At 64.9% G+C, this 20,124-nt stretch carries 20 protein-coding genes; 4 read left to right on the top strand and 16 right to left on the bottom strand.

Going from position 1 to position 20,124, the window contains the following annotated elements:
- Positions 1-54: 54 nt before the first annotated feature.
- A complete protein-coding gene (locus CAG29_RS12260) occupies positions 55-1,017 on the top strand; it encodes a zinc-binding dehydrogenase (protein ID WP_085694582.1) in 963 nt (320 codons plus the stop codon).
- Between the two features lie 56 nt (positions 1,018-1,073).
- Here CAG29_RS12260 and CAG29_RS12255 read toward each other — a convergent pair whose 3' ends face one another.
- The 6 genes from CAG29_RS12255 to CAG29_RS12230 all read right to left on the bottom strand — a co-directional run bounded on the left by CAG29_RS12255 (position 1,074) and on the right by CAG29_RS12230 (position 6,368).
- Entirely contained in the window at positions 1,074-1,727 is a 654-nt protein-coding gene (locus CAG29_RS12255; RefSeq protein WP_085577687.1) for an HAD family phosphatase, read from the bottom strand.
- Positions 1,728-1,761: 34 nt separating this feature from the next.
- Positions 1,762-2,751, bottom strand: coding sequence for an ABC transporter ATP-binding protein (locus CAG29_RS12250; RefSeq protein WP_085694580.1), 990 nt, complete (start codon positions 2,749-2,751; stop codon positions 1,762-1,764).
- Entirely contained in the window at positions 2,748-3,548 is an 801-nt protein-coding gene (locus CAG29_RS12245) for an ABC transporter permease (protein WP_085577685.1), read from the bottom strand. The genes CAG29_RS12250 and CAG29_RS12245 overlap by 4 nt, the downstream gene beginning before the upstream one ends.
- Positions 3,535-4,371, bottom strand: a complete 837-nt coding sequence (locus CAG29_RS12240; protein ID WP_170930369.1) for an ABC transporter permease subunit — start codon at positions 4,369-4,371, stop codon at positions 3,535-3,537. The genes CAG29_RS12245 and CAG29_RS12240 overlap by 14 nt, the downstream gene beginning before the upstream one ends.
- A 5-nt stretch (positions 4,372-4,376) precedes the next feature.
- Positions 4,377-5,183, bottom strand: coding sequence for an alkaline phosphatase family protein (locus CAG29_RS12235; protein WP_085577683.1), 807 nt, complete (start codon positions 5,181-5,183; stop codon positions 4,377-4,379).
- Positions 5,184-5,303: 120 nt separating this feature from the next.
- A complete protein-coding gene (locus CAG29_RS12230; RefSeq protein ID WP_085577682.1) occupies positions 5,304-6,368 on the bottom strand; it encodes an ABC transporter substrate-binding protein in 1,065 nt (354 codons plus the stop codon).
- 351 nt (positions 6,369-6,719) lie between these two features.
- Here CAG29_RS12230 and CAG29_RS12225 point away from each other — a divergent pair, with 351 nt between their 5' ends.
- Entirely contained in the window at positions 6,720-7,433 is a 714-nt protein-coding gene (locus CAG29_RS12225; protein WP_085577681.1) for a UTRA domain-containing protein, read from the top strand.
- A 112-nt stretch (positions 7,434-7,545) separates the two neighbouring features.
- On the opposite strand, the gene CAG29_RS12220 is transcribed toward CAG29_RS12225, so the two are convergent.
- The 8 genes from CAG29_RS12220 to minC form a co-directional block, all read right to left on the bottom strand.
- On the bottom strand, positions 7,546-9,705 hold the full coding sequence (locus CAG29_RS12220) for a mechanosensitive ion channel family protein (protein ID WP_085577680.1): 2,160 nt from the start codon (positions 9,703-9,705) through the stop codon (positions 7,546-7,548).
- Between the two features lie 75 nt (positions 9,706-9,780).
- The gene (locus tag CAG29_RS28505; RefSeq protein ID WP_007965354.1) at positions 9,781-9,957 is read right to left on the bottom strand and encodes a hypothetical protein; all 177 of its coding nucleotides are present in this window, start codon (positions 9,955-9,957) and stop codon (positions 9,781-9,783) included.
- Between the two features lie 191 nt (positions 9,958-10,148).
- On the bottom strand, positions 10,149-11,438 hold the full coding sequence (locus tag CAG29_RS12215; protein ID WP_085577679.1) for a M18 family aminopeptidase: 1,290 nt from the start codon (positions 11,436-11,438) through the stop codon (positions 10,149-10,151).
- Between the two features lie 282 nt (positions 11,439-11,720).
- The gene (locus CAG29_RS12210; RefSeq protein WP_085577678.1) at positions 11,721-12,821 is read right to left on the bottom strand and encodes a hypothetical protein; all 1,101 of its coding nucleotides are present in this window, start codon (positions 12,819-12,821) and stop codon (positions 11,721-11,723) included.
- A 52-nt stretch (positions 12,822-12,873) separates the two neighbouring features.
- The gene (locus tag CAG29_RS12205) at positions 12,874-13,509 is read right to left on the bottom strand and encodes an RluA family pseudouridine synthase (protein WP_085577677.1); all 636 of its coding nucleotides are present in this window, start codon (positions 13,507-13,509) and stop codon (positions 12,874-12,876) included.
- Between the two features lie 91 nt (positions 13,510-13,600).
- Positions 13,601-13,855, bottom strand: a complete 255-nt coding sequence (minE, locus tag CAG29_RS12200; protein WP_007960071.1) for a cell division topological specificity factor MinE — start codon at positions 13,853-13,855, stop codon at positions 13,601-13,603.
- On the bottom strand, positions 13,855-14,667 hold the full coding sequence (gene minD, locus CAG29_RS12195; protein WP_085577676.1) for a septum site-determining protein MinD: 813 nt from the start codon (positions 14,665-14,667) through the stop codon (positions 13,855-13,857). Before minD ends, minE begins: the two co-directional genes overlap by 1 nt.
- Positions 14,668-14,836: 169 nt before the next feature.
- Entirely contained in the window at positions 14,837-15,574 is a 738-nt protein-coding gene (minC, locus tag CAG29_RS12190; protein ID WP_085577885.1) for a septum site-determining protein MinC, read from the bottom strand.
- A gap of 117 nt (positions 15,575-15,691) precedes the next feature.
- On the opposite strand from minC, the gene CAG29_RS12185 reads away from it, so the two are divergent.
- Positions 15,692-16,624 carry a lipid A biosynthesis lauroyl acyltransferase gene (locus CAG29_RS12185; protein WP_085577675.1) on the top strand — a complete coding sequence of 311 codons (933 nt, stop codon included), beginning with the start codon at positions 15,692-15,694 and terminating at the stop codon, positions 16,622-16,624.
- A gap of 36 nt (positions 16,625-16,660) precedes the next feature.
- The gene (locus CAG29_RS12180; protein WP_085577674.1) at positions 16,661-17,833 is read left to right on the top strand and encodes a patatin-like phospholipase family protein; all 1,173 of its coding nucleotides are present in this window, start codon (positions 16,661-16,663) and stop codon (positions 17,831-17,833) included.
- Between the two features lie 222 nt (positions 17,834-18,055).
- Here the strand turns inward: CAG29_RS12180 and CAG29_RS12175 are convergent, their stop codons facing one another.
- On the bottom strand, positions 18,056-18,841 hold the full coding sequence (locus CAG29_RS12175; RefSeq protein ID WP_085577673.1) for an outer membrane protein OmpK: 786 nt from the start codon (positions 18,839-18,841) through the stop codon (positions 18,056-18,058).
- Between the two features lie 385 nt (positions 18,842-19,226).
- A complete protein-coding gene (locus CAG29_RS12170) occupies positions 19,227-20,012 on the bottom strand; it encodes an outer membrane protein OmpK (protein WP_085577672.1) in 786 nt (261 codons plus the stop codon).
- Positions 20,013-20,124 lie beyond the last annotated feature (112 nt).

Raw genomic sequence — 20,124 nt, 5'->3', positions numbered from 1 at the left:
AAAAAGCCCGGCGCTACAGCTTCGGGCTCAGTCCAGACTCACTATGGAGGCAGTGTGAAGGCATTGCAAGGCGTTGACGGTCAAGTGGCATGGGTAGATGAGCCGAGTCCTGCGTGCGATGCGGGGCAAGTGCGCATCCGGGTGGCGGCGGCGGGGCTCAACCGCGCCGATCTGTTGCAGAAAGCCGGGCTCTATCCGCCGCCGCCGGGGGTGAGCCAGGCGCTCGGCCTTGAGTGTTCGGGGGTGATCAGCGAAGTCGGCGCGGGGTCGTCCTGGCAGGTCGGCGACCGGGTGTGCGCGCTGCTGGCCGGCGGCGGGATGGCCGAAGAAGTGGTCGTCGACGGGCGGCACGTGCTGGCGGTGCCGGAGGGCCTGTCGCTGGCCGAAGCCGCCGCGCTGCCCGAGGTCTACGCCACTGTCTGGCTGAACGTGTTCCGGCTGGCGGCGCTCAAGCCGGGCGAGAAGGTCTTGCTGCATGCCGGCGCCAGCGGCATCGGTTCGGCCGCCATCCAGCTGTGCAAGGCGTTCGGCAACCCGTGCTGGGTCAGCGTCGGCTCGGCCGAGCGCCTGTCCTACTGTGAAGCGCTGGGGGCCCAGGGCGGCGCGGTGCGCACCGATGACCTGGAGAGCCTGCGGGACTTCGGCCCGTTCGATGTGATCCTGGATCCGGTGGGCGGCCATTACTCGGCGCTGAACCTCAAGCTGCTGGCGCAGGATGGCCGCTGGGTGCTGATCGGCCTGATGGGCGGGCGCGAGGCGAAGCTGGATCTGGCCCAGGTGCTGAGCAAGCGCGTGCAGTTGCTGGGCTCGACCCTGCGCAGCCGCGACGACGGGTTCAAGGCCGATCTGTTCGCCGACCTGAACCAGCATGTCTGGCCGCTCTTCGCCGAAGGACGGTTGAGCCCGCAGTTGGCGAAGACGTTCGCGGCCAAGGACGCCGAAGCGGCGTTTGCGGAGCTGGCGAGCAACACGGTGGCGGGGAAGGTGGTGCTGCTGATCGACGAAAGCCTGGCCTGACGGCCCGCACATTCTGCGGGAGCGGCGGTGCGGATCGACGCTCCCGCAGGAGGCGGTCAGGTCCAGAGGTGGATCGGCCAGCCGGCCTGTTCGGCGTGTTCGCGCAGCACCGGATCCGGGTTCACGATGTGCGGGTAGTCCACCTTCAGCAGCAGCGGCAGGTCGTTGCGCGAGTCGGAATAGAAGCTTGCGCCCTCCAGGTTCTCTTCTTCGGCGTCCAGCCACTCCAGCAGACGGGTGATCTTGCCTTCGCGGTAGGTCAGGATGCCGGTGGTCTGGCCGCTGTACACGCCATGGGCGACCTCCAGCTCGATGCCGAGGATTTCGTCGATGCCCAGGCGTTCGGCGATCGGCTTGACCAGGTGCGTGCCCGAGGCCGAGATCACCAGGATCCGGTCGCCGGCCTTGCGGTGGGCGGCGATGGCCTTGGTCGCGTCGCTGAAGATGATCGGTTCGATGAAGTCTTCCACCCACGGTTCGACCAGGTGTTCCACCTCCGCCGGGGTGCGGCCGATCAGCGGCTCAAGGCTGAACGCCATGTAGTCCTCCATGCGCAGCTTGCCATGGCTGTAGGCGTCCATCAGTTCGTTGTTCCTGCGCATGAACGACTCGGGATCGACCCAGCCCAGCCGTCCCATCTGCTCGCTCCAGAGGGAGGCGCAGTCGCCGTGGATCAGGGTTTCGTCCAGATCAAAAATTGCCAGGGCCATCAGTGCGGTTCTCTCTTCAACGTCAGCAAAGTCATCAGGCTACCTCACGCAGGGCCGTCGGATCGATGGAAAGCTTGAGGCGGCGGCCGTCGGGGTGCAGATCGGCCGCCGAACGGTTGAGCACGTCCACCACCAGTTCCACGCCCCGGGCCTCGACCCGGTAGCGGATCACGTTGCCCAGCAGGCTGTGGCTGCGGATCTGCGCGTCGGGCTCGCCGTCCACGCGCAGTTCGATGGCTTCCGGGCGGATGGCGATGCGGTGGTGGACCGGGCGCTGCAGCAGCTTCGAGGCGCTGTCGGCGTCCAGCAGGTTGTAGTTGCCGATGAAGCCGGCGGCGAACACGTCCACCGGGGCGGTGTACAGGGTTTCGGCATCGCCGCTCTGTACGATCTTTCCCTGGTTCATCAGGAAAATCCGGTCGGACATGGTCAGCGCTTCTTCCTGGTCGTGGGTGACGAAGATCGTGGTCAGGCCGAGTTCGCGCTGGATCTGCCGGATCTGCTCGCGCAGGTGCTTGCGGATCCGCGCATCGAGGGCTGACAGCGGTTCGTCCAGCAACAGCAGGCGGGGCCGGGTGACCAGGGAGCGGGCGAGGGCCACGCGCTGGCACTGGCCGCCGGACAACTGATGGGGGTAGCGGCCGGCGAAGTCGTTCAGCTCCACCAGTTTCAGCGCTTCGGCCACGCGCTTGTGGCTGTCGTCGGCGTTGACCTTCTGCATGCGCAGGCCGAATGCCACGTTCTGCTCCACGGTCATGTTGGGGAACAGCGCGTAGCTCTGGAACACCATGCCGATCCCGCGCTTCTGCGGGCTCAGCGGCACGATGTCGACGCCGTCGAGCAGGATCTTGCCGCCGTCCACCGGCGTCAGGCCGGCGATGCAGCGCAGCAGGGTGGACTTGCCGCAGCCGGACGGGCCGAGCAGGGTGACGAACTCGCCCTTGTTGATTTCGCAGTTGATGTCGCTGAACACCGTGGTGCCCGCGTAGTGCTTCTGCAGATGTTGGACGCTGACATAGCTCATTGGCTTTTGTCCTTGTTCAAGATGTTGGCGACCCAGGTCAGGACCAGCACGAAAAAGAAGTAGGAGATCACCAGCGCACTGGTGAAGTGGCCGCTGCTGTTGCGCATGTTGTTCAGGTACACCTGCAGGGTTTCGTAGCGGGTGCCGACCAGGATGTTGGCGAACACGAACTCGCCGAACAGGAACGAGAACGACAGCAGCAACGCCACCATCAAGCCCTTGCGCAGGTTCGGCAGCACCACCAGGAACGCCGCCTGCCAGGTGCTGGCGCCGAGCAGTTGGGCGGCGTCCATCAGGTCGCGCAGGTTGATCGCCTGCAGGTTGTTGGTGATCGCCCGGTACATGAACGGCAGCGCCACGGTGAAGTAGCAGCCGATCAGGATCCACGGCGTGCCGACCATCGCCAGCGGCCCGGAGCCGTAGAGCTGCAGCAGCCCCACCGACGACACCACCGGCGGCACCGCGAAGGGCAGCAGGATCAGGATGTTCATCAGCGCGTCGAGCTTGGGGAAGTGGTAGTGCACCACGAACAGCAGCGGCAGGATCAGCACCACCGACAGCGCCAGCGCGCCCACGCACACCAGCAGCGACTGGCCGAAGGCGTGCAGGAAGCGCGGATCGCTCCACAGCTGGATGTACCACTTGAAGGTGAAGCCGCTGGGCAGCACGGTGGCCGACCAACTGCTGGCGATCGAGTAGACCAGCGTGCCCGCCAGCGGCAGCAGCAGAATGGCGAACAGCAGGCAGACCACGACGCGGTGGTAGAGGCCGGCCGGGCCGGATTCAGCGCGAGACATGGTAGCTCCTCTTGAGCAGCAGTTGATGCACGACGGTCACCAGGGTCATCAGGACGACCAGCACCACGGCCAGGGCGCTGGCCAGGTTCGGGTCGAGCGAGATGTCGCCGGAGACCATCGCCGCGATGCGGATCGGCAGCACGTTGAAGTTGCCGGTGGTCAGCGCGTAGACCGTGGCGTAGGCGCCCAGGGCGTTGGCCAGCAGGATCACGAAGGTGCCCAGCAGCGCCGGGGTCAGCACCGGCAGGCCGATGTGGCGCCAGAACTGCCAGCCGCTGGCGCCGAGCAGCGCGGCGGACTCGCGCCAGTCTTCGCGCAGCGCATCGAAGGCCGGATAGAGCAGCAGCACGCCGAGGGGGATCTGGAAGTAGGTGTAGAGGATGATCAGCCCGGTCTTGGAGTACAGGTTGAAGTCCTGGATGATCCCGGCCTGCTTCAGCATGATCGTGAAGCTGCCGTTGAAGCCCAGCAGGATGATGAACGCGAAGGCCAGGGGCACGCCGGCGAAGTTGCTGGTCATGTTGGCGAAGGCGTTGACGAAGTTGCGCAGTTTGCTGTCGACCCGGCGCAGCGAGTACGCGCCCAGCACCGCAATGAGGATGCCGAACACGCTCGACCAGAAACTGATCTCCAGGCTGTACTGGATCGCCTGCAGGTAGAACTTGGAGCTGAAGATCCTGGTGAAGTTGGCCAGGCCCCAGCCGGACTCCTCCGATTGCAGGCTGTTGATCATCACCCAGGCCAGCGGTGCGATCTCGAACACCATGAAGAACAGGGCGAAAGGCACCAGGCACAGGGCGGCCAGCCATTTGCTGCGGGTCATCGGATTCACTTGAGCAGCTCCCGGCAGACGGGTTTGTCGTGGGGCACGCCGAGCAGTTCGCAGACGGTGCCGCACAGGTCGGTCTGCTTCGGCCGGGCGCCCGGATCCAGGCTGAAGGCGTCGCCCAGCACGAACAGCGGCACCCGGCGCTCCTCCGGCAGCAGGCCGTTGTGCGAGCGGTCGTTGTTCATGCCGTGGTCGGCGGTCACCAGCACCTGGTAGCCGGCGTCGAGCCAGCCTTGCAGGTAGTCGGCGAGGATGATGTCGGCGCTGCGGGCGCTGTTGCGGTACTGGGGCGAGTCGAGGCCGTGCTTGTGGCCGGCGTCGTCGATGTTCATCGGATGGATCAGCAGAAAGTTCGGGCGGTGGCGCAGGCGCAGGTGCTCGGCGTCGGCGAACAGGTGCGAGTCCGGGTAGTGGTCGTTCCAGTAGAAGTGGCCGTGCTGGATCGGCAGGGCCGGGTCGTCGGTGTGACGGTCGCGCGCCGCCACGAACGGTGAGCGGTTGTACAGCTCGCTGACCCAGTGGTAGGCCGCGGCAGCGGTGGTCAGGCCGGCGTCCCTGGCGTAGTGGTAGATGCTGCGCTGGTTGGACAGGCGCGAGACGTTGTTGTGGACGATGCCGCTGTCGATCGGCGGCACGCCGGTGAGGATGCATTCGTACAGCGGTCGGGACAGGGCCGGAAGCTCGCACTCCAGTTGATGGAGCGCGGCGCGTCCTGCGCCGACATAAGCTTGCAGATGCCCCATGGCGTGACGGGCGACCTCGTGGCTGAGGCCGTCGAGCACGACAAGGATGACGTTGTGCTTCATAGGGGCAGAAACTCCGCGAAACAATAAGAACGGGAAACTCGAAATCGATACGGATCCTGTGGGAGCGAGCAAGCCCGCTCCCACAGGGTTTTGTGCCAGACCCAGTGGGGATCTATCGGCTTACTTCATCTCGACGATGACTTCTTCGTTCCACTTCTGCGGCAGGGCCTTGGAGGTCTTCTCCCACGCATCGGCGTCCTTGATCGGGGTGACCTTCTTGTACTGCTCGTTCGGCAGCAGCTTGGCCTTCACGTCTTCCGGCAGGGTCAGGTGCTCGGCGCGGATCGGACGGGCGTTGCCGCGGGCCAGGTTGATCTGGCCGGCGTCGCTGAAGATGTATTCGCGGGTCAGCTTGGCCGCGTTCGGGTTCTTCGCGTACTTGTTGATGATGGTGGTGTAGCCGGAGATCACCGAGCCGTCGGACGGGATCAGCACCACGAAGTCATCCGGGTTGGCCATCTTGGCCTTGTAGCTCAGGCCGTTGAAGTCCCAGACCACGCCGACTTCCACTTCACCCTTCTCGATGGTGGAGATGGTCGGGTTGGACATCGACAGGCGACCCTGCTTGGCGATGTCGGCGAACAGCAGCAGCGCCGGCTGCAGGTTCTTCTCGTCGCCGCCGTTGGCCAGCGCGGCGGCCAGCACGCCGTTGGCGGCTTGCGCGGCGGTGCTCACGTCACCGATGGAGACCTTGTACTTGCCGCCCTTGAGGTCGGCCCATTTGGTCGGCACTTCGGAGCCGTGCAGCAGCTTCTTGTTGACGATGAAGGCGATGGTGCCGGTGTAGGCCAGCGCCCAGTTGCCGTCCTTGTCCTTGGCCCAGGCAGGCACCTGCTCCCAGGTGCTCGGCTTGTACGGCTGCACCACGCCTTGCTTGACCGCGATCGGGCCGAAGGCCGCGCCGACGTCGCCGATGTCGGCGGTGGCGTTGTCTTTCTCGGCGGCGAACTTGGCGATTTCCTGGGCCGAGCTCATGTCGGTGTCGACGTGCTTGAGGCCGTAGTTCTTGGCCAGGTCTTCCCAGGTGCCTTTCCAGTTGGCCCAGTCGTCGGGCATGCCCACGCTGTTGACGGCGCCTTCCGCTTTCGCAGCGGCTTCCAGGGTTTTCAGGTCGTCGGCCGCCATGGCGGCGGTGCACATTGCAATGGTCGAGCCTAACAGTGATGCCAGGAAAAACTGTTTCATTCCGAAGCTCCTTGGGTCGTGTTCAACGCTGCGATTGCGGTGTGTGTTGGTCTAGGTCAGCAATACCTGAGCCAATCTAAGGGGGCTGGATGACACTTTGATGTCGGCGACTGTCCGGCGGCGCTTTTTTCTGCGGGCCGTCGCAGGCTGCCCGGTAAGCGTAGACCATGGCCGGAGCCCGGTCCGTAAAGGACTTGGCCGATGTATTGCAGGCTGTGAGCGTGACCGTCGGGCGGTTTTGTCATCTCCCGGTCATCTGCGCTGCCTAGGCTTTGTGTTCAGTGATGAGCCGGTTTTGCAGCGCGGTTCTGCCCCGAAACAGTGCTGGTCTAGTCCAGATAGGTAACGTTGATGCGCGATGAGGCAACAAAAGCGGTGACAGCCATTTGCCTGATCCTTCAGGAGCAGATGAACCACGGCCTGCTGGCGCCCGGCAGCAAGCTGCCGGCCGAGCGCAAGCTCAGCGAGCTGTTCGGCACCACCCGGATCACGGTGCGCGAGGCGTTGCTGCAGCTGGAGGCCCAAGGGCAGATCTACCGCGAGGAGCGCCGTGGCTGGTTCGTGTCACCGCCGCGCCTGGCGTACAACCTGATGCAGCGCAGCCACTTTCACGCGATGGTCAGCGCCCAGGGGCGGGTGCCGTCGACCGAGGTGATTTCGGCGCGGCTGCAGCCGGCGTCGGCGGCGGTGTGCGCCTGGCTGCAGTTGCCGGCGCTGTCGAGCGTGATCCAGATCTGCCGGTCGCGGCGCATCGACGGGCGGCTGGTGCTGTATGTGGAGCACTACCTGAACCCGCAGTATTTCCCGGGCATCCTGGACTGCGACCTGAACCAGTCGATCACCGAGCTGTACGCGCGCAACTACGACCTGCACTACGGCCGGGTGCGGTTCGAGATCGTGCCGACCTCGCTGTCGGTGGATGCCGCGGCGGCGCTGCGGGTGTCGGTGGGCAGTCCGGGCTTGCGGATCGCCCGGGTCAACTACGATCAGCACGAGCGGCTGATCGACTGCGACCTGGAGTTCTGGCGGCATGACGCGATCCATGTCGGCGTCGACGTGTTCTGAGCTGTTGGCTGGCCGTGACTGGATCGGTGCGCCTGCCTACGTCATCGACAGCAGGCTGGCTCCCACAGGGATTCGGGGGGAGTGCGGGGAGTGAGCCTGCTTGCGATGACGGTCACTCCGGTTTCGGCTCTCCACCGCCGGCCGTCACCACCTGCACGCTCATGCGCGGCGTCGCCAGGTCCAGCCCGGCTTCGTCCAGGTGGCGCTTGAGCGACAGGTTGAACGCCCGCGAAACCTCCCACTGCTTGATCGGCGCGGTCTTGAAGCGCGCCCGCAGGATCGCGTTGCCGGACTCGAAACTCTCCACTCCCTGAAACTCCAGCGGCGACCAGATGTTGCGGCGCTGCAGGGGATCGGTGCGCATCTTCTGGCCGACCTCGCGCATCAGCTTCATCGCCTCGTCGATGTCCATGTTGTACGGCACCGCGACCCGGAAGATCGCGTAGCCGAACTCACGGGAGTAGTTCTTGATGCTCTTGATTTCGCTGAACGGGATGGTGTGCACGATGCCGTCGATGTCCCGCAGGCGCACGGTGCGGATGGTCAGCCCTTCGACGGTGCCCAGGTGGCCGCCGACGTCCACGTAGTCGTCGATGGCCAGCGAATCTTCGATGATGATGAACAGCCCGGTGATCAGGTCCGCCACCAGCGACTGCGCACCGAAGCCGATGGCCAGGCCGATCACGCCCGCACCGGCCAGCAGCGGCGTGACGTTCATGCCCATGTTGGCCAGGGCGACGATCAGGGCCACGATGAAGATCGCCACGAACAGCACGTTGCGGATCAGCGGCATCATCGTCTGCGCCCGGGTGTTGGCCAGGCCCTTGCGCGAGCGGGTGAGGGCGTGGTGCACGGCGGTGTCGCTGAGGATCCAGATCAGCCAGGCGAAGATCAGGGTGCCGATCAGGCTGAACAGCTTGACGCTGACGTCGTGGCCTTCGCCTTCGGTGAAGCCGATCAGCGACTTGCCCCACACCCGCAGGCCCAGCTCGATGAACGCCAGCCATACCGCCAGGTGGGCGAGGGTGTAGAAAAAGGCTTTGAGGCGTTCGGAATAGAACGCGTGGCGCTTCGGCCCGCGCTGCGGCTTGAGCGCATGGCGACGCACCAGACCGTTGATGACCATGCACAGCACCAGCAGCACGGTGCAGATCAGCGACTGGCGCAACGCGGTGCTGGTGTCGCCGGCGGAAATGAACGTGGCGAACAGCGAAATGCCGACCAGCACCAGCGCCGGGACGTACCAGAACGTGCCCAGGATCTCGATGGTGTCGCTGAGGGCGCGGCGGGTCAGGCGGCGGGACAGCGGCTGGTTGCGGATCAGATGGGCGATGGGCCGCCGGAAGCGCAGGATGAACAGCGCGGTGAACAGGGCGGCGAGTACGTTGGCGACCGTGGCGGCGGTGTGCGCCAGGTGCACGCCGAGGCTGGCGATCAGGCGCGGATCGTTCAGGGCCTCGCCGAACGCGGCGAAGCTGCCGATCAGCCACAGCGGGCGGAACGCCTGGTGCCGCAGGATGTACAGCGCGCGGTGGCGGTGCGGCCCGTCGAGCAGGGAAAAGGCGATCACGCAGATCGCCGAGAAACAGGTGCCCACCACCAAGGCATAGGCCAGCACCATCGCCAGGCTCTTGCCCAGCGACGACGGCAGGGCGTAACTCATGTAGACGGTCATCACCAGCGCGATCATCCATGGCCCGAGCTTGCGCAGGGCGAAGCGCAGCATGTCGAGGGCCTTGGGGTGTTGCGGCAGTTCCTCGGTGAGGCCGAAGCGCAGGCGCACCCGGTGCCCGAGCCAGATCAGCGCGGCGGCGAGCAGGCTCCAGACCGCGAGGATCACGGCGAAGGCGAAGACGATCGGCACCCACTCGCTGGCGGGCACCATCAGGGCGGCCAGTTCGTCCTGGGCCTGGTCGAATTCGGCGAGCCAGCGGCTGAGCGGGCTGTCGGCGCCGGAAAACTGCTTTTCGAAGTTGGCCAGGGTGCCGCCGATCAGGCCCAGCACGCCTTCTTCCGGGGTGGCCTGGGCCTTTTGGGTGGCGTCGCGCAGTTTCTTCAGATCCGCCAGCAGGCGGGCGCGCTGCTGATCGTTCTCCAGCGACTTGATGACCTCGTCCAGCGACTGGCCCAGCGGTTCCTGGGCTTCGGGCTGAGCCTTGTTCGCGCCGTTGAGGATGCCCGGCAGGCCGACCGCCTCGGCCGGCGCCAGCGGCATCAGGGAAATCAGGCAGACGAGAAACAGGCAGGGCAGGGTGAAGAGACGGGCGAACACGGGGCAGTCAACCTCGCAAGGGGCGGATCGGGCGAGTGTACGAGCCCGCCGGAGCCAATGCGAGCGCAGCGCGGCTCATTCGTTGAGTTTGGCCAGGATCTTGTAGACCACGGTGGCCAGGATCATCAGCATGCCGACCCACATGGCGAACACGCCGGCGTTCTTGTCGCGGAAGTTGAAGCCGATGGCGAGCAGGATCATGCCCGACAGGATCGGAATGAGCATGGCGTGGAACGATGACATCGAGATCATGGCGACTGCCTTGTCGAAGGGGATGGTTCAAGTCTAGGTGGGATTTTGCCCGGTGGGGGTGATGCGGGTCAGAACCGGGCCGCTCCGGACGGGGGCGGCGTCTGTTCGATAGCCATCGCCAGCAGGCTGGCTCCCACACTGGAACGCATTGCCCATGTGGGAGCCCGTCTGCCGGCGATGTTCTCGCAGGGTTACGGCAGTTCGCGGCTGGCGTAGAACGCGCTCAGCACCTTGACCAGGTGCGCCAGGTCATGGCTGCCGCACAGTTCGCGGATCGAGTGCATGGCGAACGTCGGCAGGCCGATGTCGACGGTGCGCACGCCCAGGTGGCTGGCGGTGATCGGGCCGATGGTCGAGCCGCAGCCCATGTCGCTGCGCACCACGAAGCTTTGCACCGGCACTTCTTCGGCCATGCACAGGTGGCGGAAGAACCCGGCGGTTTCGCTGTTGGTGGCGTAGCGCTGGTTGTTGTTGACCTTGATCACCGGGCCGGCGTTGAGTTTCGGGCCGTGGTTGCCGTCGTGCTTCTCGGCGTAGTTGGGGTGCACGCCGTGGGCGTTGTCGGCCGAGACCAGCAGGGATTTCTGGATGGTGCGCACGAACTCGTCGCCTTCGGGCAGCAGGCGGCGCAGGGTCTGCTCCAGCATCGGGCCGTCGGCGCCGCAGGCCGAGCAGGAGCCGACCTCTTCATGGTCGTTGCACACCAGCACGCAGGTCTCTTCGGTGTCGGCGTTGAGCAGGGCCTGCAGGCCGGCGTAGCACGACAGCAGGTTGTCCAGGCGGGCGCCGGCGATGAAGTCGCCGTGCAGGCCGATGACGGCGGCGCTCTGGGTGTCGTAGAAGCTCAGCTCGTAGTCGAGCACCACATCGGCGTTGAGGCCGTGCTCGCGGGCCAGCTGGTCGGTGAGCACGGCGCGGAAGTCCACGCGCTCGTCGCCGGCGAACTGCGCCAGCACCGGCGGCAGCTCGGTCTGTGCGTTGATCGCCCAGCCCTGGTTGGCTTCGCGGTTGAGGTGGATCGCAAGGTTGGGGATGATCGCGATCGGTGCCTTGAAGTCGATCAGTTGGCTTTCGACCTTGCCGTCGCGGCGGAAGGTGACGCGGCCGGCCAGCGACAGGTCGCGGTCGAACCATGGCGCCAGCAGCGCGCCGCCGTAGACTTCGACGCCCAGTTGCCAGAAGCCCTGGCGCTGCAGTTCCGGTTGCGGCTTGACCCGCAGGCACGGGCTGTCGGTGTGGGCGCCGACCAGGCGGATACCGTCGTGGAGCGGCGAGTGGCGGCCCATCTTGATGGCGATGATCGAGGAGTCGTTACGGGTGACGTAGTAACGGCCGTTGGCTTCGGTGTGCCACGGCTCGCGCTCGTCGAGGCGCACATAACCGGCGGCCTCCAGGCGTTGGGCAAGGCTGGCGGTGGCGTGGAACGGGGTAGGTGAGGCCTTGAGGAAGTCGATCAGGCCTTGGTTCAACTCTTCGCGCATAGGAGGCTCCAGACAGCGATGGGCGGGAGTTTAACCCATCGGTCCGAGGCTGGGGACATGCGGGCGCTACTGTCTTGGTCCGGTCTTGCGGTGCCTGGGCCGGCGCCATCGCCAGCAGGCTGGCTCCCACAGAAGGGCGGCCGGCAGGAGGGTGTTGCCGGGGCCGGCCCTTTCGCGGGCAAGCCCGCTCCCACAGTGGTCTTCGGTGATCTGCGATAACTGTGGGGAGCTGGCCTGCCGGCGATGGCGTCAGCCAAGGCGTCGCGGAGCCGGAGAGGTGCCTCAGCGGGCCGCCGACACCCGTTTCTTCAGGTAGCTCATGATGATCTTTTCGTCTTCGGGCTTGTCCGGACGCGGCAGTTGCTGCGGCCAGCGGGGATGGTCCAGCAGCTTTTTCCGGCGGCTTTCGTCCCAGCGCAGGATCTCCCGCGAGGCGCATTCCCACCACTCATGGCGGCAAGCGGTGTAGTACGGATGGTCCGGCGCGGCGCTGCCGTACAAAAGGTCGCGGCCGACCTTGCGCAGGGTGCCGCTCTGGTTGCGCAGTTTCCATTTGATCTTCAGGCGCTGCCAGGCCGACGGGAACGGCTTGGCCCGCGGCACGTCGGTGCACAGGTCCACCAGGCGCTGGCTGAACGCTTCGCCGTGCTGGGAGAAGAAGTACGCCTGCATCGCATGGAAGAAACGCTTCTCCGCGAAGTAGTGGTAGATGTGCTTGCGCGCCTCCACCACCGGACGCTTGCGCATGGCGTACGACAAGGCGATCTGCTCGATGGTGTGGATCTCGAAGCCGCCGGCGGTCCATTCGTCGATCAGGCGGATCGATTCCTCGAACAGCGCCGAGTCGCTGTCGGTGACCCCGCACAGTCCGCTGTTGTAGAGCTTGAAGCCGTTGTCGGGCGTCACGCCGTGGGCAACGAGGTCGCGGGCGAGCTTGAGGTAGTCCTGGCGCTGGTGCACGTCTTTCCAGTCGTACTCGAAGCGGTCCATCACCGATTGGCCGGGGGTGATGTGCTGGAACAGCCGGTTGGGGTCGCTGGTGAACAGCGTGTCGGTGTCGACGAACAGGGTCTTCTGCGCCAGTTGCAGGCCGGCGGCGATCGCACAGGCCTTGCGCCGGTGGTGGTAGCCGTGGCTGCCTTGCCAGCGGGTCAGGGTCTGTTCGTCCAGCAGAATGGTGTCCACCGGCCAGCCGGCATAGTCCTGCGGCCGGTCGGTGAGGATCCGGATCGCCGGGCGCTTGCCGTTCTTGGCCTGGGACAGGGCGGTGAGGATGCTGAACTTGGCTTCGCGCCGGTACACATCCTGGTTGCCGTAGATCAGGTAAAGCAGCTGGTGACGGGTTTTCTTGACGGGTGTTGCCAGGGAATCGATACCGCTCATCCGGAACAAAAATCCTTGTCTCAATACAGGCGACTGCCCCTCTGGGCAGTGCTCAGAACGGCGCCGGGCACTCGAAGCGCAAGCGTTCGCCGGACTGGGGGTGGGTGAAGCTGAGCATGCTGGCGTGAAGGCACAGGCGCGGCCAGGCCGCCAGGGCCTGCGGATGGGCATAGAGCCCGTCGCCCAGCAGCGGATGCCCGATGGACAGCATGTGCACGCGCAACTGGTGCGAACGGCCGGTGATCGGCGTCAGCTCGACGCGGCACCAGTCGCCGCAACGCTCCAGCACGCGCCAGAAGGTCAGGGCGTGCTTGCCGAACTCGTGGTCCACGACGTGGCGCGGCTTGGTCGGCGGGTCGTAGCGCAGGGGCAGGTCGATGCTGCCGCTGTCCAGTTCCGGTTGGCCCCAGCACAAGGCGGTGTAGGCCTTTTCGGTTTCCCGGTCGTGGAACTGGCGCGACAGTTCGCGGTGGGTGTCGGGGTCGCGGGCCAGCAGGATGATGCCGGACGTTTCCCAATCCAGCCGATGGACGATTCGCGCTTCCGGGTAGCCGTTTTCCTGCAGGCGGGTGATCAGGCAATCCTTGTTGTCCTCGGCCCGGCCGGGCACCGAGAGCAGCAGGGTGGGCTTGTCGACCACCAGAATGGCGGCGTCCTGATGGATGATGCGGATGTTGGACAGCGGCATTAAAACAGTCTCGTGACAAATGCCGACGGCGGCTTCAGGCCGTTCCATCGCTGGAAGGGCCTGAAGCCGCCGTCGTTCCCGCCAGGCCGGATCAGCGGTCTGGCAGGGTGATGTTGAGTTCCAGGATCGAGCAGCTGCCCTGGCTTTCCAGCGCCACGTGCACGTCGTCGTTGCCGATGTTGACGTACTTGCGGATCACTTCCACCAGTTCCTTCTGCAGGGACGGCAGGTAGTCGGGGGTGCTGCGCTGGCCGCGTTCATGCGCCACGATGATCTGTAGACGCTCTTTCGCTACCGAGGCGGTGCTGGGCTTCTTGTTGGCACGAAAGAAGTCAAAAAGGTTCATTACCTACCTCCAAACAGACGCTCGAAGAATCCCTTCTTCTCGACATTGAGGAACCGGTGTTCTTTTTCCTTGCCCAGCAGACGGTCGACGGTGTCGCTGTAGGCCTGGCCGGCATCGCTCTGGTCGTCGAGGATGACCGGGACGCCCTGGTTGGAGGCCTTGAGCACGGCCTGGGATTCCGGAATGACGCCCAGCAGGCGGACGGCGAGGATTTCCTTGACGTCTTCGACGCCGAGCATTTCGCCCTTCTCGACACGCTCCGGGTGGTAGCGGGTGATCAGCAGGTGTTCCTGGATCGGCTCTTCGCCTTTTTCGGCGCGGCGCGACTTGCTGGCCAGCAGGCCCAGCATGCGGTCGGAGTCGCGCACCGAGGAAACCTCAGGGTTGGTCACGACGATCGCTTCGTCAGCGAAGTACATGGCCAGGTGCGCGCCTTTCTCGATGCCCGCCGGGGAGTCGCAGACCACGAAGTCGAATTGGTCCTTGAGTTCCATCAGGACCTTTTCCACGCCTTCCTGGGTCAGCGCGTCCTTGTCACGGGTCTGGCTGGCGGCCAGCACGTACAGGTTCTCCAGGCGCTTGTCCTTGATCAGGGCTTGCTGCAGGTTGGCTTCGCCGTTGACCACGTTGACGAAGTCGTACACCACGCGACGCTCGCAACCCATGATCAGGTCGAGGTTACGCAGGCCCACGTCGAAGTCGACGATGACTGTTTTGTGCCCGCGCAGTGCGAGGCCGGTACCGATAGCGGCGCTGGTGGTGGTCTTACCCACACCACCCTTGCCGGATGTAACCACGAGAATCTTGGCCAAGGTGTTTCACCCCTAAGGAAGAAGGACTGTTCAGCCCCTGAAAAACATCTCTTGAAAACTAATGCAGTCGGACAGCCTTGGCTGGAATTCGGCTTTTGGCCTTTTTCCTACTTCGTTTGAGCCGTTTTCGCTATGTTTCAGAGATGCTTGGAAAATGCGGCAGTATCCGTTAAAGCCGAATGATGTTCAACACGTCGCCCGACAGGCTGACCTGCACGCCGGCGCCCCACAGCGGGTCGCGGCGCAAATCTTCGGAAACCTTGTAATGGCCCGCGATGGAGATCAGTTCAGCGCTCAATTGCTGACAGAAAATCCTCGCCTTGGTGTCGCCCTTGACGCCGGCCAGCGCACGTCCGCGCATCGGGCCGTATACATGGATGTTGCCGTCGGCCAGAAGTTCCGCCCCGGGGCTGACCGAGGAGACCACCACCAGATCGCCGCCCTGGGCGTAGATCTGCTGGCCGCCACGTACTGGCGAGGTGATGACGCGGGTCGGCTTGACGGTCGGTTCCGGCGCCTTTTCCGGTTGTTTCTTCACCTCTGGCTCAGGCGCCTCCAGCGGCCGCTCGCGGGCGCCGGACGGCGGCAGCACCGGGATGTCGATGGCGATGGCGGCGGCGATGTCCTCGATGCGGCTGGCGCGGATCGCCAGGGTGCGCAGGCCGTGCTGGCGGCACACGCGCATCAGTCCCGGCAGGTCGACCGCGCCTTCGCCCGGCGGCAGTTTGTCCAAGGCCAGGACCAGCGGCGCGTTGCTGAAGAAGTTCGGGGCCTGGGCCACTTTGGCCGCCAGTTGCCGGTCGAGGCTGTCGAGGTCGTTGCGGGACAGCTCCAGCACGGTGATGGCCAGCATGCTGCCCTTCAACTGGAACACGGGATCCTGGTCTAGCGGTTCGGTTTGGCTCATGTCGGGATACAACGGCTTGTCACTAAAAGTGCCGAGACTTATAACGAGAACGCCGGCCAGCCGCAAGCCGGGTCGAACGATGTAGAATGCGCGGCCACTGCATTGACGGAAGCTTTAATGGAACGCCCGCGTTTTCGAACCGCCTTTCTTTCCCCGCGCTTCTGGCCGCTCTGGTGCGGCTTGGGGCTCTTGTGGCTGATCGTGCAGCTGCCGTACCCCGCCTTGCTGGCCATCGGTCGGTTTCTCGGTGCCGTGATGTATCGCCTGGCCGGCGACCGGCGGCGCATCGCCAAGCGCAACCTGGAACTGTGCTTCCCGGAGAAGTCCGCCGCCGAGCGCAAGCGCCTGCTCAAGGAGAACTTCGCCTCCACCGGCATCGCCTTCTTTGAAATGGCGATGAGCTGGTGGTGGTCGCGCCAGCGCCTGGCCAAGCTGGCCCATGTCGAGGGGCTGGAGCACCTGCAGAAGGCCCAGCGCGAGGGCAAGGGCGTGATCCTGATGGCCGCGCACTTCACCACGCTTGAGATCGGCGCGGCGCTGCTCGGCCAGCAGCACACCATCGACGGCATGTACCGCGAGCACAAGAACGCGCTGTTCGATTTCGTCCAGCGTCGCGGCCGCGAACGGCACAACCTCGATTCGCTGGCGGTGGAACGCGACGACGTACGCGGCATGCTCAAACTGCTGCGTTCGGGCCGGGCGATCTGGTATGCGCCGGACCAGGACTACGGCGCCAAGCAAAGCATTTTCGTGCCGCTGTTCGGCATTCAGGCGGCGACCGTTACCGCCACCACCAAATTCGCCCGGCTGGGCAAGGCGCTGGTGGTGCCGTTCACCCAGGAACGCTTGGCCGACGGCAGCGGCTACCGGCTGGTGATCCACGCCCCGCTGGAGGATTTCCCCGGCGAGACCGAAGAGGCCGACTGCATCCGCATCAACCAGTGGGTCGAAGGCGTGCTGCGCGATTGCCCCGAGCAATACCTGTGGGCCCACCGGCGCTTCAAGAGCCGTCCGCCGGGCGAGCCGAAGCTGTACGCCAAGCGCGGTTGATGTTCCCTTTCCCTTAAGGCACCACGGAGCGTTGCGATGAGCCCAGCTGAACCGGTCACAGGTTTGATTCTTTCCGGCGGCGGGGCTCGGGCGGCCTATCAGGTCGGGGTGCTGGCAGCCATCGCCGAATTGCTGCCGCCGGGGGCGGACAACCCGTTCCCGGTGATCGTCGGCACGTCCGCCGGGGCGATCAACGCGGTCAGCCTGGCCAGCGGCGCCACGGATTTTCGCGCCGCCGTCGAGCGTCTCACCCAGTTCTGGCAAGGGTTCCGCAGCCACCGGGTGCTGCGCAGCGACTGGCCGGGGGTGATCCGCCAGGCCGCCCGGTTCGTGTTCCACAGCCTGCTGGGCCTGGGCCGGCGGGTGCCGGTGGCGTTGCTCAACAGTTCGCCGCTGCGCTCGCTGCTGCACGACAAGCTGCACATGCCCGGCATCGCCGAGTCCATCGCCCGCAAACAGCTGCATGCGGTAGCGGTGACGGCGTTCGGCTACGAGTCCGGCCAGGCCGTCACGTTCTATCAGGGCGGCGGCGCCATCGATGCGTGGCTGCGGCACCGGCGCATCGGCGTGCCGACCCAATTGTCGGTGGACCATCTGCTGGCCAGTTCGGCGATCCCGCTGCTGTTCGCCCCGGTGAAGATCGGCGCCGAGTTCTTCGGCGACGGCGCGGTGCGGCAGTCGGCGCCGATCAGCCCGGCGCTGCACCTGGGGGCGAGCCGGGTGCTGGTGGTGGGCGTGAGCGGCAACCCGCGCGGCGTCGATCCGCAGCAGCCGCTGGAACGCACCTACACCGGCCAGCAGCCGACGCTGGCGCAGATCGGCGGGCACATGCTCAACAGCACGTTCATCGACAGCCTGGAAAGCGACATCGAACTGCTCCAGCGCCTGAACCAGTTCAGCCATCTGCTGCCCGACGGCACGCCGACCCGGGCGTTGGGCGCGGCGCCGGTGGAGGTGCTGGTGATTTCGCCCAGCCAGCCGATCGACGAAATCGCGGCGCGGCACCGTCAGGAGCTGCCGGCGGCGTTGCGGGTGTTCCTGCGCGGGCCGGGCGCGACCAAGACCAGCGGGGCGGGGGTGCTGAGCTATCTGTTGTTCGAGGCGGGGTACTGCAGCGAGCTGATCGACCTGGGGCGGCGCGATGCGTTGGCCAAGCGCGATGAGCTGTGCCGGTTCCTGGGGATCGGCGAGGCGGTGGTGCCGGCCTGAGGCGTTCTCGGATGCAGGGTTGAACCCAAACCCTGTGGGAGCTGGCTTGCCAGCGATGACAGTGTGTCAGGCGGTGAAGCTGTCAGCTGTGCCAGCCTCATCGCCAGCAGGCTGGCTCCCACAGGGGATCCGGGTTGAATGCAGATTCTGTTGTCTCTGCAATGCCCTGTGGGAGCGAGCTTGCTCGCGATGGCGTCCGCAAGGACGCCGCTTAGGCCTGAATCAGAAGTGGAACTTCACCAGGAAGCTGGTCACGTTCTGATTGGTGGTGAACGCACGGGTGTCGTCGATCCCGTACTTGTCTTTCCAGTAGTCGTACTCGACGCCCACGTACAGCTGCTTCTCGCCGAAGCTCAGCGCCTTGCCCAGGTCGTACTTGATCTGCGGGTTGAAGTGCAGGTTGGCGTGGTAGTCGCCCTTGGAATTGGAGTCGTTGTCGACCACCCAGTCCATGAAGCCGTCGATCAGCACGTCCGACTTGCCGACCGGAATGGTGTAGGACCAGACCGGGGTGATCTGCCAGACGTTGTCACCGGCGCGCGGGCCTTCGGTGTGGCGCTGGTAGAAGTTCAGCTGGAAGTAGTCGAAGCCTGGGATCGCCAGGTCGAAGCCCGGGCCGATCAGGTAGGACTCGACGTCGCCTTCACCGAACTCGTAGGTCATCGCCAGCAGCACGTCCTTGACCGGGCCGAACTCGATCTTCTGGTCGAGGATCTTGCCCAGCGACAGGCGCGGGCTGAACTCGCCGTAGTAGGTGTTGTTGCCGACGCCGCCATCCGGCTTGCCGTTGTAGAAGATCTTGTCGATGAACAGGAAGTTGTCCCCGTACTTCCACGCATCGGCGTGCTCGAAGGTGACGGTCTGCTGAATGGCCGGGTTGACCTTGAAGTCTTTGCCGTACAGGTAGGTCAGGCTGTTGTTCTGCCATTGCAGCAGGTCGCCGGCCATGGCCTGGCCGCCGGCCAGCAAGGATCCCGCGAGCATCAGGCTGGTGCAGGTGCGTTTCATTCGGTTGCTCCCAAAGTAGGTGTTCCACGTTATTTTTTTAAGGTCGGCGCTCTGGTGTGGCGCCTTTTCTCGTTACTGCGAAAATCGTCCGTCCGGTCAGCTCCGCCGCTTGTGGCAGGTGCGTTCAGCAAGAGCTGCGCCAAGGCTTTCGGAAAGCAAAAAAACGCCCGTCCGGCTGCTGAAAAACAGTCGGATGAACGTGTTTTCGGATTGCCTCGGCACTGACCGCGGCCTGGATAAGTTGGCTTTTCGGTCAGGAATTAAATTCGGGCTTTTTTTTAGACCGAATTCAGGAGGCCGCGGAGAATACTGACTCGACGGCCAGGCCTCAAGTGCCCCGCAACAGAGCACCGACGACAGGTAAGGGGCGCGGTTGCGGGCCATCTCAGAAGTGCACCTTCACCAGCAGGCTGGCGGTGTTCTGGTTGGTGTCGAAACTGTGGCTGCTTTCGACGCCGTACTTGTTCTTCCAGTAGCTGTACTCGGTGCCCACGTACAATTGCTTTTCGCGCCAGCCGAGGGCCTTGCCCAGGTCGTACTTGATCTGCGGGTTGATGTGCAGGTTGGCGTGGTAGGTGCCGCGCGCGTTCTCGTCGTTGTCCACCACCCAGTCGAGGTAGCCGTCGATCAGCACGTCGGAGTTGCCCACGGGAATGCTGTACGACCAGCCCGGCGTGATCTGCCAGACGCCGTCGCCGGGGCGCGGGCCTTCGGTCTGGCGGCGGTAGAAGTTGAGGGTGAAATAGTTGAAGCCCGGCACCTTGAGGTCGAAGCCGGGGCCGATCAGGTAGGCCTCGCTGTCGCCTTCGCCGTATTCGTAGGTCATCGCCAGCAGCACGTCCTTGACCGGGCCGAATTCGATCCGCTTGTCGAAGATCTTGCCGAGCGACAGGCGCGGGCTGAATTCGCCGTAGAACGCGTGAGGGCCTTTGTTGCGGTCTTCCTGGCCGTTGTAGAAGATCTTGTCGACGAACAGGAAGTTGTCGCCGTACTTCCATTTGTCGGCGTGCTCGAACGTCACCGTCTGCTGGATCGACGGGTTGATCGCGAAGTTCTTGCCGTACAGGTAGCTCAGGCTGTTGGTCTGCCACAGCAGCAGGTCGCCGGCCATGGCCTGGGTGGCGGCCATCAGGCCACCGCTCAACAGCAATCCGGATTGCGTGCGAATCATCTGGTGCTCCCTCTTGTTATTGTTTTTCAGGCGCAGGGTTGCCCATCCCCTGTAGGCGCGAGCCAGCTCGCGAAGAGGGCGTGTCAGTCGCCGTCACTGTTGAATGACACAC

Origin of the sequence: Pseudomonas sp. B7(2017) (assembly GCF_002112745.1) — a bacterium.
Lineage (GTDB): Bacteria > Pseudomonadota > Gammaproteobacteria > Pseudomonadales > Pseudomonadaceae > Aquipseudomonas > Aquipseudomonas ekonensis.
This window is presented reverse-complemented; position numbering and strand designations above follow the sequence as displayed.